The organism is Streptomyces sp. YIM 130001 (assembly GCF_003574445.1).
GTDB lineage: Bacteria > Actinomycetota > Actinomycetes > Streptomycetales > Streptomycetaceae > Streptomyces.
In genome coordinates this window covers 304,362-317,599 of sequence record NZ_KZ984552.1, presented here as the reverse complement: position 1 = coordinate 317,599, position 13,238 = coordinate 304,362, and the positions used below count along the sequence as shown (strand labels likewise).

Annotated in this window: 12 protein-coding genes; 5 read left to right on the top strand and 7 right to left on the bottom strand. The window is 69.7% G+C overall.

All coding sequences use genetic code 11. The annotated features are described in order from the left end of the window. Nucleotides 1–30: 30 nt before the first annotated feature. On the bottom strand, nucleotides 31–369 hold the full coding sequence (locus DSC45_RS11350) for a hypothetical protein (protein WP_119289696.1): 339 nt from the start codon (nucleotides 367–369) through the stop codon (nucleotides 31–33). Between the two features lie 94 nt (nucleotides 370–463). Beyond that, entirely contained in the window at nucleotides 464–1,420 is a 957-nt protein-coding gene (locus tag DSC45_RS11345; RefSeq protein ID WP_162929189.1) for a heme o synthase, read from the bottom strand. A 304-nt stretch (nucleotides 1,421–1,724) separates the two neighbouring features. Here DSC45_RS11345 and tkt point away from each other — a divergent pair, with 304 nt between their 5' ends. From tkt to pgl, 5 genes are read left to right on the top strand one after another with little or no spacing between them, the layout of a single operon-like run. After that, a complete protein-coding gene (tkt, locus tag DSC45_RS11340; RefSeq protein ID WP_119289692.1) occupies nucleotides 1,725–3,812 on the top strand; it encodes a transketolase in 2,088 nt (695 codons plus the stop codon). A 43-nt stretch (nucleotides 3,813–3,855) separates the two neighbouring features. Then, nucleotides 3,856–4,974 carry a transaldolase gene (tal, locus tag DSC45_RS11335; RefSeq protein WP_119289690.1) on the top strand — a complete coding sequence of 373 codons (1,119 nt, stop codon included), beginning with the start codon at nucleotides 3,856–3,858 and terminating at the stop codon, nucleotides 4,972–4,974. A 5-nt stretch (nucleotides 4,975–4,979) separates the two neighbouring features. Then, complete coding sequence (gene zwf, locus DSC45_RS11330) at nucleotides 4,980–6,518, top strand: glucose-6-phosphate dehydrogenase (RefSeq protein ID WP_119289688.1); 1,539 nt, start codon at nucleotides 4,980–4,982, stop codon at nucleotides 6,516–6,518. Next, on the top strand, nucleotides 6,515–7,534 hold the full coding sequence (gene opcA / locus DSC45_RS11325) for a glucose-6-phosphate dehydrogenase assembly protein OpcA (protein WP_119289686.1): 1,020 nt from the start codon (nucleotides 6,515–6,517) through the stop codon (nucleotides 7,532–7,534). Before zwf ends, opcA begins: the two co-directional genes overlap by 4 nt. Further along, nucleotides 7,531–8,316 carry a 6-phosphogluconolactonase gene (gene pgl / locus DSC45_RS11320; RefSeq protein WP_119289684.1) on the top strand — a complete coding sequence of 262 codons (786 nt, stop codon included), beginning with the start codon at nucleotides 7,531–7,533 and terminating at the stop codon, nucleotides 8,314–8,316. Before opcA ends, pgl begins: the two co-directional genes overlap by 4 nt. A 93-nt stretch (nucleotides 8,317–8,409) precedes the next feature. Here pgl and pgi read toward each other — a convergent pair whose 3' ends face one another. The 5 genes from pgi to tpiA all read right to left on the bottom strand — a co-directional run bounded on the left by pgi (nucleotide 8,410) and on the right by tpiA (nucleotide 13,229). Beyond that, a complete protein-coding gene (gene pgi / locus DSC45_RS11315; protein WP_119289966.1) occupies nucleotides 8,410–10,062 on the bottom strand; it encodes a glucose-6-phosphate isomerase in 1,653 nt (550 codons plus the stop codon). Nucleotides 10,063–10,143: 81 nt separating this feature from the next. Then, on the bottom strand, nucleotides 10,144–11,337 hold the full coding sequence (locus DSC45_RS11310; protein ID WP_240434591.1) for an MFS transporter: 1,194 nt from the start codon (nucleotides 11,335–11,337) through the stop codon (nucleotides 10,144–10,146). 199 nt (nucleotides 11,338–11,536) lie between these two features. Next, nucleotides 11,537–11,872: an RNA polymerase-binding protein RbpA gene (locus DSC45_RS11305; RefSeq protein WP_078077905.1), complete on the bottom strand. Its 336-nt coding sequence runs from the start codon at nucleotides 11,870–11,872 to the stop codon at nucleotides 11,537–11,539. A gap of 169 nt (nucleotides 11,873–12,041) precedes the next feature. Then, a complete protein-coding gene (gene secG / locus DSC45_RS11300; RefSeq protein WP_119289682.1) occupies nucleotides 12,042–12,272 on the bottom strand; it encodes a preprotein translocase subunit SecG in 231 nt (76 codons plus the stop codon). A 180-nt stretch (nucleotides 12,273–12,452) separates the two neighbouring features. Next, complete coding sequence (gene tpiA / locus DSC45_RS11295; RefSeq protein ID WP_119289964.1) at nucleotides 12,453–13,229, bottom strand: triose-phosphate isomerase; 777 nt, start codon at nucleotides 13,227–13,229, stop codon at nucleotides 12,453–12,455. Nucleotides 13,230–13,238 lie beyond the last annotated feature (9 nt).

Sequence of the window (13,238 nt, the reverse complement as noted above, 5' to 3'; positions counted from 1 at the left end):
CCTCCGGGCGGTCCGAGCGACCGACCGCCCTCAGCCGCCGATCTGGATCCCGGCCATCCGCTTCCACTCGTACGGCCCGGTCTCGACCTTGGCCGCGAAGTCCCCGTCGAGGTCCTCGTGCAGGGTCACGCCGGCCTTCTCCACGGCGCTGCGCGCGATCCGGTCGCTGGGCTCAACGATGTCGCCCCAGCCGCCGTCCTCACCGACCAGCACGATGCGCACCCCGCGCTCACCGACGTACGCGATCTGCGCCTCCACGCCTCCGTGGGCCTGGGCGAACGCGCCGATCCGCTTGGCCAGTCCGGCCACCCGGCGCTCGTCCTTCGCCGACGGGGCCGACCCCTCTGCAACCGCTTCAGTCTCTGCCATGCACAGGATGCTACCGAGCGGTAGCGAACGCGGCGACGGGTGGTGGGCGTGGCCTGGGCCACGTCCGCCACCCGTCGAGGGAATTGCCGCGCGCTCAGCGCAGGAAGGGGTCGATCGCGACCGCGAGGAACACCAGCGAGACGTAGGTGATCGACCAGTGGAAGAGCCGCATCTCCTTGAGCTTGCCGCCCGTCACACCGGACTTGGCCCGGGACTGCAGCGCGTGCGCCTCCCAGAGCCACAGACCACCCGCCGCGAGCGCCACGGCGGTGTAGAACCAGCCGGTGTAGCCGAGCGGCGTGAGCAGCAGTGAGACACCCACCATCACCCAGCTGTAGATGACGATCTGACGCGCGACCACCTTGTTGGAGGCGATCACCGGAAGCATCGGGACGCCCACGCGCGCGTAGTCGTCCTTCACCTTCATGGACAGCGGCCAGTAGTGCGGCGGCGTCCAGAAGAACATCACCATGAAGAGGATGACCGCGGCCCAGGACATCGAGTCGGTCACCGCGGACCAGCCGATGAGGACCGGAAGGCAGCCGGCGATGCCGCCCCAGACGATGTTCTGGGAGGTGCGCCGCTTGAGGATGATCGTGTAGACGACCACGTAGAACATCGAGGCGCCGAGCGACAGCCAGGCCGAGAGCCAGTTGACGAGCAGTCCGAACCAGAGGGTCGAGACCACCGCGAGGGTGATGCCGAAGACCAGGCCCTCGCGCGGGCTGACGATGCCGGTGACCAGCGGGCGCTGCCTCGTACGCTCCATCAGGGCGTCGATGTCCCGGTCGATGTACATGTTCAGGGCGTTTGCGCCGCCGGCCGAGAGGTACCCGCCGACACAAGTGGCGAGCACCAGCCAGAGGTTGGGCACGCCCTGTTCGGCCAGGAACATCACGGGGACGGTGGTGATGAGCAGCAGCTCGATGATGCGCGGCTTGGTCAGCGCGACGAAAGCGAGAACACGGTCCTTCGCGGACCAACGAGCCTGACTCGCCCCGACTTCGCCCGCGGCCTCGGTACCCCCGGGACGGGATTCAACGGCCGTCACGCACACCCCTGACAGAGACTCCCAGCAAGCCCACCTCATTAGCCGTCAGACATGAAGACCGGGTAAAAGCTCGCGCGTACCTCGCCACTCTAGACGTTGGCCGTGCTCGCCTCCTCGCGGGGGTCGGCTCGTGTTGGCACGCAGGTCCGGACCCACGGGGACGCGCTCCGGAGGCGAAGGCGGGCAGCTCCCGGCAGTCTGTAATGAGGCGAAAATCAGGCCGCTTCCGCGGCGGTAGGCTCGACAGCGCCCGGCGCACACATGTCGCCGGATACAGACATGTGGAGAGGAGCCCTGAACCAGGGTGAGCACCAAGCCGACGACCACAGACCTCGAGTGGACCGATCTGGATCAGCGTGCCGTTGACACGGTGCGGGTGCTGGCGATGGATGCCGTGCAGAAGGTGGGCAACGGACATCCGGGTACGGCAATGAGTCTGGCTCCGGCCGCGTACACCCTGTTTCAGAAGGTGATGCGGCACGACCCCACCGATGCCGAGTGGGTGGGCCGCGACCGGTTCGTCCTGTCCGCCGGACACTCCTCGCTGACGCTGTACATCCAGCTGTACCTGGCCGGGTACGGCCTCGAGCTCGACGACCTGAAGGCCTTCCGCACCTGGGGTTCGAAGACCCCGGGCCACCCGGAGTACGGCCACACCACCGGCGTCGAGACCACTACGGGGCCGCTCGGCCAGGGTGTGGCGAACGCGGTGGGCATGGCGATGGCCGCCCGCTTCGAGCGCGGCCTGTTCGACCCGGACGCACCCGCGGGCGAGTCGCCGTTCGACCACATGGTCTACGCGATCGCCGGTGACGGCTGTCTGCAGGAGGGCATCTCCTCGGAGGCGTCGTCGCTGGCGGGTCACCAGAAGCTCGGCAACCTCGTTCTGCTGTGGGACGACAACCACATCTCCATCGAGGGCGACACGGAGACCGCGGTCTCCGAGGACACCCTGAAGCGCTACGAGGCCTACGGCTGGCACGTGCAGCGGGTGGAGCAGCTGGAGAGCGGCGATCTGGACCCCGCCGGTCTGTTCGCGGCCCTGGAGGCGGCCCGCGCCGAGAAGGAGCGGCCCTCGTTCATCGCCGCCCGCTCGATCATCGCCTGGCCCGCGCCGAACGCGCAGAACACCGAGGCCGCGCACGGCTCGGCGCTCGGCGACGACGAGGTCGCCTGGACCAAGCGGATCCTGGGCTTCGACCCGGACAAGTCCTTCGAGGTCTCCGACGAGGTCATCGGTCACACCCGGCTCGCCGCCGAGCGCGGCAGTCAGGCGCGGGAAGGCTGGGACAAGGCCTTCTCCGTCTGGCGCGACGCCAACCCCGAGCGGGCCGCGGCCTTCGACCGGATGCAGGCCGGCGAGCTGCCCGAGGGATGGCAGAACCTGCTGCCCGAGTTCGAGACCGGTACCTCGGTCGCGACCCGTGCGGCGTCCGGCAAGATCCTGCAGGCGCTCGGCGGGACGATCCCGGAGCTGTGGGGCGGCTCGGCCGACCTCGCGGGTTCCAACAACACCACCATCGACAAGACGAGTTCGTTCCTCCCCGCGGGCAACCCGCTGCCGGAGGCGGACCCGTACGGCCGCACGGTGCACTACGGCATCCGTGAGCACGCCATGGCCGCCGTGCTCAACGGCGTCGCGCTGCACGGCCCGACCCGCGTCTACGGCGGCACGTTCCTGGTGTTCTCCGACTACATGCGCAACGCCGTGCGCCTGTCGGCCCTGATGCACCTGCCGGTCACCTACGTGTGGACGCACGACTCCGTCGGCCTCGGCGAGGACGGCCCGACCCACCAGCCGGTGGAGCACCTGGCCTCGCTGCGCGCGATCCCCGGCCTGAACGTGGTGCGTCCCGCGGACGCGAACGAGACCGCGGTGGCCTGGCGCGAGGTACTGAAGCGCTACACCAAGGAGTTCGGCAAGGGCGCCCCGCACGGCCTGGCCCTGACCCGTCAGGGAGTGCCGACGTACGACCGCAACGAGGACGCGGCGCGCGGCGGTTACGTGCTGGCGGACGCCGAGGGTGGCGCCCCGCAGGTGATCCTGATCGCCACCGGTTCCGAGGTCCAGCTGGCCGTCGCCGCACGCGACGAGCTGCAGGCCGACGGTGTGCCGACCCGTGTGGTGTCGATGCCGTGCGTCGAGTGGTTCGAGGAGCAGGACCAGTCGTACCGCGAGCAGGTGCTGCCGCCCGCGGTGAAGGCCCGCGTCGCGGTCGAGGCCGGTATCGGTCTGACCTGGTACCGCTATGTCGGTGACAGCGGCCGGATCGTGTCCCTGGAGCACTTCGGCGCCTCCGCCGACGCGAAGACCCTGTTCCGCGAGTTCGGCTTCACCCCCGAGCACGTCGTCGCGGCCGCCAGGGAATCCCTGCGCGCCGCGCAGCGCTGACGCCCGTACAACGACCTTTGATCAACTAGGAGATGCAATTTCCATGACAGACGCACTCAAGCGCCTCTCCGAGGAGGGCGTGGCGATCTGGCTGGACGACCTGTCCCGCAAGCGGATCACGACCGGTGACCTCGCCGAGCTGATCGACCAGCAGCACGTCGTGGGCGTCACGACCAACCCCTCGATCTTCCAGAAGGCGATCTCCGGTGGCGACGGTTACGAGCAGCAGCTCGCCGACCTCGCCGCCCGCGGTGTGACGGTCGAAGAAGCCGTACGCATGATCACCACGGCGGACGTACGAGACGCCGCGGACGTGCTGCGTCCGGTCTTCGACGCCACCGGCGGCAAGGACGGCCGGGTGTCGATCGAGGTGGACCCGCGCCTCGCGCACAACACCAAGGCCACCGTCGCGGAGGCCAAGCAGCTCGCCTGGCTCGTCGACCGGCCGAACACGTTCATCAAGATCCCGGCCACCCGGGCGGGCCTGCCGGCGATCACCGAGGTGATCGCCAAGGGCATCAGCGTCAACGTCACGCTGATCTTCTCGCTCGAGCGCTACCGCGAGGTGATGGACGCCTACCTGGCCGGTCTGGAGAAGGCCAAGGCCGCCGGCCTCGACCTCGACAAGATCCACTCGGTGGCGTCGTTCTTCGTGTCCCGCGTGGACACCGAGATCGACAAGCGTCTCGACGCCCTCGGCACCGAGGACGCGAAGGCCGCCCGCGGCAAGGCCGCCCTGGCCAACGCCCGACTCGCCTACCAGGCCTACGAAGAGGTCATCGGCGGCGACCGCTGGAGCGTCCTGGACCGGGCCGGCGCCAATGTGCAGCGCCCGCTGTGGGCCTCGACCGGCGTCAAGGACCCCGCGTACAAGGACACGCTGTACGTCGAGGACCTGGTCGCGCCGAACACGGTGAACACCATGCCGGAGGCCACTCTCGAGGCCACCGGCGACCACGGCACCGTCTCGGGCAACACCATCGCCGGCACCTACGAGCAGGCCCGCGCCGAGCTCGACGCCGTCGAGAAGCTCGGCATCGGTTACGACGAGATCGTGCAGCTGCTCGAGGACGAGGGCGTGGAGAAGTTCGAGGCGTCCTGGAACGACCTGCTCAAGTCCACCGAGGCGGAGCTCAAGCGCCTCTCCCCGTCGGAGGGCTGACCGCCTTGTCCCCCGAATCCGCGAGCGGCACCAATCCGCTGCGTGACGCATCGGACCGACGGCTCCCGCGTATCGCGGGGCCGTCGGGCCTGGTGATCTTCGGCGTCACGGGCGACCTGTCCCGCAAGAAGCTGATGCCCGCGGTGTACGACCTGGCCAACCGCGGCCTGCTGCCGCCCGGCTTCTCCCTCATCGGCTTCGCCCGCCGGGAGTGGCAGGACGAGGACTTCGCGCAGGTGGTGCACGACGCGGTGAAGGAGCACGCGCGCACCCCCTTCCGCGAGGAGGTCTGGCAGCAGCTGATCCAGGGCATGCGGTTCGTGCAGGGCGACTTCGACGACGACCAGGCCTTCGAGACGCTCAAGTCCACGATCCAGGAACTGGACAAGGCACAGGGCACGGGCGGCAACTTCGCCTTCTATCTGTCGGTGCCGCCGAAGTTCTTCCCCCAGGTCGTCCAACAGCTCAAGAAGCACGGTCTGGCCGACCAGCAGGACGGATCCTGGCGGCGTGCCGTCATCGAGAAGCCCTTCGGCCACGACCTCGCCTCGGCCCGCGAGCTGAACGCGATCGTGCACGAGGTGTTCGGCCCGGACCAGGTCTTCCGGATCGACCACTACCTGGGCAAGGAGACCGTCCAGAACATCCTGGCGCTCCGCTTCGCCAACACCCTCTTCGAGCCGATCTGGAACAGGTCGTACGTCGACCATGTGCAGATCACCATGGCCGAGGACATCGGCATCGGCGGCCGGGCCGGCTATTACGACGGCATCGGCGCGGCCCGTGACGTGATCCAGAACCACCTGCTGCAGCTCCTCGCCCTCACGGCGATGGAGGAGCCCGCCTCGTTCGACGCGGACGCGCTCGCCGCCGAGAAGACCAAGGTGCTCGGCGCGGTCCACCTCCCCAAGGACCTCGGCAAGCACACCGTCCGCGGCCAGTACGCGGCCGGCTGGCAGGGCGGCGAGAAGGTCATCGGGTATCTGCAGGAAGACGGCATCGACGCCAAGTCGAAGACCGACACCTACGCCGCGGTCAAGCTGACCATCGACAACAGGCGTTGGGCCGGGGTGCCGTTCTATCTGCGCACCGGCAAGCGTCTCGGCCGGCGGGTCACCGAGATCGCGGTGGTCTTCCAGCGGGCGCCGCACTCCCCCTTCGACCACACGGCGACCGAGGAGCTCGGGCACAACGCCCTGGTCATCCGGGTCCAGCCGGACGAGGGCGTGACCATGCGCTTCGGTTCGAAGGTGCCCGGCACCTCGATGGAAGTGCGGGACGTGTCCATGGACTTCGCGTACGGCGAGTCCTTCACGGAGTCCAGCCCCGAGGCGTACGAGCGGCTCATCCTCGATGTGCTGCTCGGCGACTCGAACCTGTTCCCGCGCACCGAGGAGGTCGAGCTGTCCTGGCAGATCCTCGACCCGGTCGAGGAGTACTGGGACCGCAACAGCAAGCCCGCGCAGTACCCGGCCGGTACGTGGGGGCCCGTGGAGGCGGACGAAATGCTCGAACGAGACGGACGGAGCTGGCGTCGGCCATGAAGATCGACCTCACGGACACCACCTCGAGCAAGGTGAACAAGGCCCTGGTGCAGGGTCGCCGTGCGATCGGCACCCCGGCCGTCGGCATGGTGCTCACCCTGGTCATCGTCACCGACGAGGAGAACGCGTACGACGCTCTGAAGGCGGCGAGCGAGGCGTCGAGGGAGCACCCCTCGCGCACCCTGGTCGTCATCAAGCGCGTCTCTCGTTCGCCGCGGGACCGCACGGGATCGCGCCTCGACGCGGAGGTCCGGGTCGGCGCTGACGCGGGCACCGGCGAGACGGTGGTCCTCCGGCTGTACGGCGACGTGATCAACCACGCCCAGTCGGTGGTCCTGCCACTCCTGCTGCCGGACGCCCCGGTGGTGGCCTGGTGGCCGGTGAACGCACCGCTCGATCCGGCGAAGGACCCCCTGGGCGCGCTGGCGCAGCGGCGGGTCACGGACACCTACGCGGCCGAGCAGCCCATTCACGAACTGACCGCGCGCGCGGAGGCGTACACGCCGGGCGACACCGATCTGTCGTGGACGCGGATCACCCCGTGGCGTTCGATGCTGGCGGCCGCGCTCGACCAGGTGACCTGCCGGGTCACCGCTGTCGAGGTGGAGGGCGAGGAGTTCAATCCGAGCTGTGAACTGCTCGGCATGTGGCTCTCCGACCGGCTCGGTGTCCCGGTGAACCGCACGCTGTCCTCCGGTCCGGGGCTCACCGGGGTGCGACTCGAGACGGACTGCGGGCCGATCGTGCTCGACCGGGCCGACGGTTCGCTCGCCACCCTCTCGATGCAGGGCCAGCCGGACCGCGCGGTGGCGCTCAAGCGCCGCGAGACGGCCGAGCTGATCGCGGAGGAGCTGCGGCGGCTCGACCCGGACGACACCTACGCCTCGGCTCTGAAGTTCGGTGTGGAGCGGCTCGGTGGGCCGCCCGCTTCGACGGACAGTGCGGAGAAGGCGGCGCAGGCCACCCCGGCGAAGAAGGCGGCGAAGGCCCCGGCCAAGAAGGCGGCCGGCAAGTGAGTACGGTCCCCCAGCTCGTCGTCCACCGGGACAAGGAGCTCATGGCGCAGGCGGCCGCAGCCCGCCTGATCACGAAGATCGTGGACGCCCAGTCCGCCCGTGGTTCGGCCTCGGTCGTGCTGACGGGTGGGCGTAACGGCAACGGCCTGCTCTCCGCGCTCGCCGCCGCGCCCGCGAGGGACGCCGTGGACTGGGGCCGGCTCGATCTGTGGTGGGGCGACGAGCGCTTCCTGCCGGACGGCGATCCGGAGCGCAACGTCACGCAGGCCCGTGAGGCGCTGCTCGACTCGGTCCCGCTCGATCCGGCACGGGTGCACGCGATGCCCGCGTCGGACGATCCCCGCGGCTGGGACGCGGACACCGCGGCGGAGGCCTACGCGGCCGAACTCGCGGACGCGGCACGGCCGGAGAACCATGCGAGCGTGCCCGCCTTCGACGTCCTGCTGCTCGGCGTCGGGCCGGACACCCACGTCGCGTCGCTGTTCCCGGAGCACCCGGGGGCCCGCGAGAGCGAGCGCACGGTGATCGGCGTGCACGGTGCGCCGAAGCCTCCACCGACCCGGATCTCCCTGACCCTGCCCGCGATCCGGTCGGCCCGTGAGGTCTGGCTTCTCGCGGCCGGCGAGGACAAGGCGAACGCGGTGGCGATGGCCTTGTCCGGCGGGGGCGAGGTGCAGGCGCCCGCCGCGGGCGCACAGGGCCGCGCGCGGACGCTGTGGCTGCTGGATTCGGCCGCCGCGGCCCGGCTGCCGCGTGACCTGTATCCGCCGGCCTCTCCCTGACCGCGAGGGCTCGTACGGCACGACGGCCCGGCGCCGCGGCCCCCGGGAGGGGACCGACGGCGCCGGGCCGTTCGCTTGTACGGTCTGCCGGGGTCAACGCCCCCGCAGCGCGCGGTACTTGGCGACCAGAGCCTGGCTCGACGCATCGAGACCGGGGACGTCCGCGCCCTCGGTGAGCGCCGGCTCGACACGCTTGGCGAGCACCTTGCCGAGTTCGACGCCCCACTGGTCGAAGGAGTCGATGTTCCACACCGCGCCCTGCACGAACACCTTGTGCTCGTAGAGGGCGATCAACTGCCCGAGCACGGACGGGGTGAGGGCGCGGGCGAGCACGGTGGTCGTCGGGTGGTTGCCACGGAAGCTCTTGTGCGGGACCAGTTCCTCGGGCACGCCCTCGGCCCGTACCTCGTCCGGCGTCTTGCCGAAGGCGAGGGCCTGGGTCTGGGCGAAGAAGTTGGCCATCAGCAGGTCGTGCTGGGCGACGAGACCGGGCGTCAGATCGGCGACGGGCTCGGCGAAGCCGATGAAGTCCGCCGGGATCAGCTTGGTGCCCTGGTGGATCAACTGGTAGTACGCGTGCTGGCCGTTGGTGCCCGGGGTGCCCCAGACGACCGGGCCGGTCTGCCAGTCCACCGGGTTGCCGTCGCGGTCCACCGACTTGCCGTTGGACTCCATGTCCAGCTGCTGCAGGTACGCGGTGAACTTGGACAGGTAGTGCGAGTACGGCAGGACGGCGTGCGACTGCGCGTCGAAGAAGTTTCCGTACCAGATGCCGAGGAGGCCGAGCAGCAGCGGCGCGTTCTCCTCGGGCGGCGCGGTGCGGAAGTGGTCGTCGACCAGGCGGAATCCGTCGAGCATCTCGCCGAACTGCTCACGCCCGATGGCGATCATCAGGGAGAGACCGATCGCGGAGTCGTACGAGTAGCGCCCGCCGACCCAGTCCCAGAACTCGAACATGTTGGCCGTGTCGATGCCGAACTCGGCGACCTTCTCGGCGTTGGTGGACAGCGCGACGAAGTGCTTGGCGACGGCGTCCTGACCGGCGCCGAGACCGGCAAGGAGCCAGTCGCGGGCCGAGGTGGCGTTGGTGATGGTCTCGATGGTGGTGAACGTCTTGGAGGCGATGACGAAAAGCGTCTCCGCCGGGTCCAAGTCCCGTACGGCCTCGTGCAGATCGGCCCCGTCCACGTTCGACACGAAGCGGAAGGTGAGGTCGCGGGCGGTGAAGGCGCGCAGTACCTCGTAGGCCATCGCGGGGCCGAGGTCGGAGCCGCCGATGCCGATGTTCACGACGTTCTTGATGGGCCGGCCGGTGTGGCCGGTCCAGGCGCCGGAGCGGATCCGGTCGGAGAAGTCGCCCATCCGGTCGAGCACGGCGTGCACACCCGGGACGACGTTCTCCCCGTCGGACTCGACGACCGCGTCGCGCGGCGCGCGCAGCGCGGTGTGCAGGACGGAGCGGTCCTCGGTGGTGTTGATCCGCTCACCGCGGAACATGGCGTCCCGCAGAGCCTCCACGCCCGTGGCCGCGGCCAGGTCTCGCAGCAGCGTCAGCGTCTCGTCGGTGACGAGCTGCTTGGAGTAGTCGATGTACAGGTCACCGACCTGGAGCGTGTAATCGGTGCCACGGTCGGGCCGCGCGGCGAAGAGCTCGCGCAGGCCGGTCTCGCCCCACTGCTCGCGGTGCTTCGCGAGCGCCGCCCACTCGGGGGTCTGGTTCAGCCTGATGCGGCTATCTGCGTTCATCCCGGACTTCAGCCTTCTCTCGTACCCGAGTACCGCGGTACCCGGGTGCACCTTGCCCCGCTGCCCTTCCAACCTAATTGATCAGACCGTGCTTCGGTCCGTCGGCGAGCTGTCCGCCGCCCTGACGACGGGCAACAGGACGGTGACGGACAGGCCGACGAGCGCGGCCGCGCACAGGGCCGGGGCGTTGAGCCCCCAGGTGGTGGCCACCACACCGCCGAGGAAGGCACCGAGCGCGCCCGCGCCGATGGTCAGCGTGCGGAAGGCGGCGCTCATCCGGCCCAGCATCTCCGCGGGGCTCCGCTCCTGCATCAGGGTCACCTGGTTGACGTTCCAGACGAGTCCCATCAGGCCGAACACGGTCAGACCGGCGAGCAGCGCCCAGACCTCCCGCACGGTGCCGATGACGAGCAGCGGTACGAACTGGACCGCACCGGCCAGGCACACGCTCCGGATCCGCCCGATGCGGGCGGCGATCCGGCCGGCGCAGAATCCGCCCGCCACGCTCCCGGCGCTGTACGAGGTCAACGCCAGGGCGTAGACCGTGTTGCCCGCGTCCAGCCAGCCCGTGACGTGCAGGACCAGGGTGGCGACCAGGGCGCCCACGCCCACGTTGCACACGGTCGTCGCGATGCACAGGGCGCGCAGCGGCGGGTCCCGCCAGAGCGTCCGCAGCCCGTCCCCGATGTCGGCGCGCAGGCTTCTCGCCGGGGCGGTGGGCGGCGCGGGGCCGGTGCCGCGCGGGATGTGTATGGAGAGGATGAGCAGGGTCGCGAGCGCGTAGGTCGCGGCGTCCACCCCGTAGGGCACCGCGACGCCGACGGCCAGGAGTACGGGCATCAGGGGTGCCGCCACGAATCCGCCGGCGACCTGCTGGCCGGTCTGCAGCCGGGCGTTGGCACTGCCCAGGGTCTCCTGCGGCAACAGGGTCGGCAGGAAGGCCGTCGCGGCATTGTCGAAGAGCGTCTGCAGTGTGGTGAGGACGAACGCCACCGCGAGGAGCAGCCCGATCGTGGCGTCACCACGGGCCACGACGACGGCGAAGGCGGCCAGGATCAGGGCACGCACCGCGTCCACCGTCCACATCGCGCGCCGCTGGTCGATCCGGTCGGCGACCGCACCGCCGAGCAGGCCGAAGAGGATCCACGGGACGTAACCGCAGGCGCTCACCAGGGCCACCAGGAGCGGTTCATCGGTGAGCGACGCGGCGAGCAGCGGCATCGCCGCATTGCGCAGGGAATCGCCGAAGCGGGAGACCACGGCGGCCGTCCACAGCCGCCCGAAACCGCCGCGTCACGCGGGCGTCACCCGCACCCCCACCGACTCCCGCACACTCACCAACTACCCCCTCCGCTTCCCTGCTTCGCACTGTAGGGGGAGGCACTGACAGCGGTCGCGGACGGCTGTGCGGCATACAACTGCGGCCGGGCACCCGCGAAGGTGCCCGGCCGCAGTTCAAGTCTTCGGTGTGGCGCTAGATTTCACCGCGCAGTTTCGCGAGCGCCTCCGCGAGGATCGCCTCGCCGTCCGCGTCACTGCGCCGCTCACGTACGTAGGCGAGGTGGGTCTTGTACGGCTCGGTGCGGGGTGGGTCCGGCGGGTTGTCCCGGTCCTGGCCTGCCGGGAAACCACAGCGCGGGCAGTCCCAAGTGTCCGGAACCTGCGCGTCGCTGGCGAAGCTCGGCACTGTCTCGTGCCCGTTCGAGCACCAGAAGGAGATGCGCAGGCGCGGTGCGGATTCGCCCCGCTCGGCTTCTCCCATCGGCCCGGCTCCGACCCGGCTTCCACGGATCGCGTTGCCACTTGCCACGGTCGTAACTCCCTGCATGACGGTGCTGCACAGCGTTTAACCGGCGGCTGCGCCACGGCTGCCCCAGTTTACGTAAGGCCCAACGCGCGTCCAGGGATTGGAGTTACACCGTCCAGGACGCCGTGCGGCCATGATAGGCCGCGTCCGCGACACCGTACGGCAGTAGGAGTCAGCTGTTCAGCTTCATCAGCAAGCCGAGCACGACAATGCACGCGAACCACAGCAGACCGACCACGACGGTGATGCGGTCGAGGTTGCGCTCGGCCACCGAGGAGCCGCCGATGGAGGACTGCATGCCGCCACCGAACATGTCGGAGAGACCGCCGCCCTTCCCCTTGTGCATCAGGACGAGCAGCATCAGCAGCCCGCTGAAGACGATCAGGGCGATCGAGAACCCCATAACCACGGCTGAACCAACTTCCTCGGACTAACCGGACAGGACGACAAATGCGGGGGCCCGGACTCCGTGTACGAAGCCACCGGGCCCCCGCAAGCCTACGCCGAGGTGGCCCGTTTGGACGACTCCCACCGCAGGTCCGGCTCCCGCCCCCGCGCAGCGGGGGCGGAGCCGGTCATTCACTCACTGGTCGCGGAACCTGACGATCTTGACGAACTCCTCCGCGTCGAGCGCGGCCCCACCGATCAGGGCACCGTCCACATCGGGCTGCGCCATGATCGCCGCGACGTTGCCGGACTTCACGGAGCCGCCGTACTGGATACGGACCTGGTCGGCGAGCTCCTGCGAGTACAGCTCGGCGAGGCGGCCGCGGATGGCGCCACAGACTTCCTGAGCGTCCTCCGGCGTCGCCACCTCGCCGGTGCCGATCGCCCACACCGGCTCGTAGGCGATGACGATGGACTCGGCCTGCTCGGCCGGAATGTCCTGCAGCGCACCGTCGACCTGGGCGAGGGTGTGCGGGATCTGCTGCTGCGCCTTGCGGACGTCGAGCCCCTCACCGACACACAGGATCGGGGTGAGCCCGTGCCGGTAGGCGGCCTTGACCTTGGCGTTGCAGACCTCGTCGGTCTCGTCGTGGTACTGGCGGCGCTCGGAGTGGCCGATGGCCACGTACGTGCACTGCAGCTTCGCCAGCATCGGGCCCGAGATCTCGCCCGTGTAGGCGCCGGAGTCCTGCGCGGAGACGTCCTGGGCGCCGTACTTGATCTTGAGTTTGTCGCCGGTCACCAGGGTCTGCACCGAACGCAGATCGGTGAAGGGCGGCAGGACGGCGACCTCGACGGCCTCGTAGTCCTTGTCGGCGAGCGCGAAGGCGAGCTTCTGGACGTGGGTGATGGCCTCGAGGTGATTGAGGTTCATCTTCCAGTTGCCCGCCATCAGCGGGGTGCGCGTACTCAGCTGGGTCGT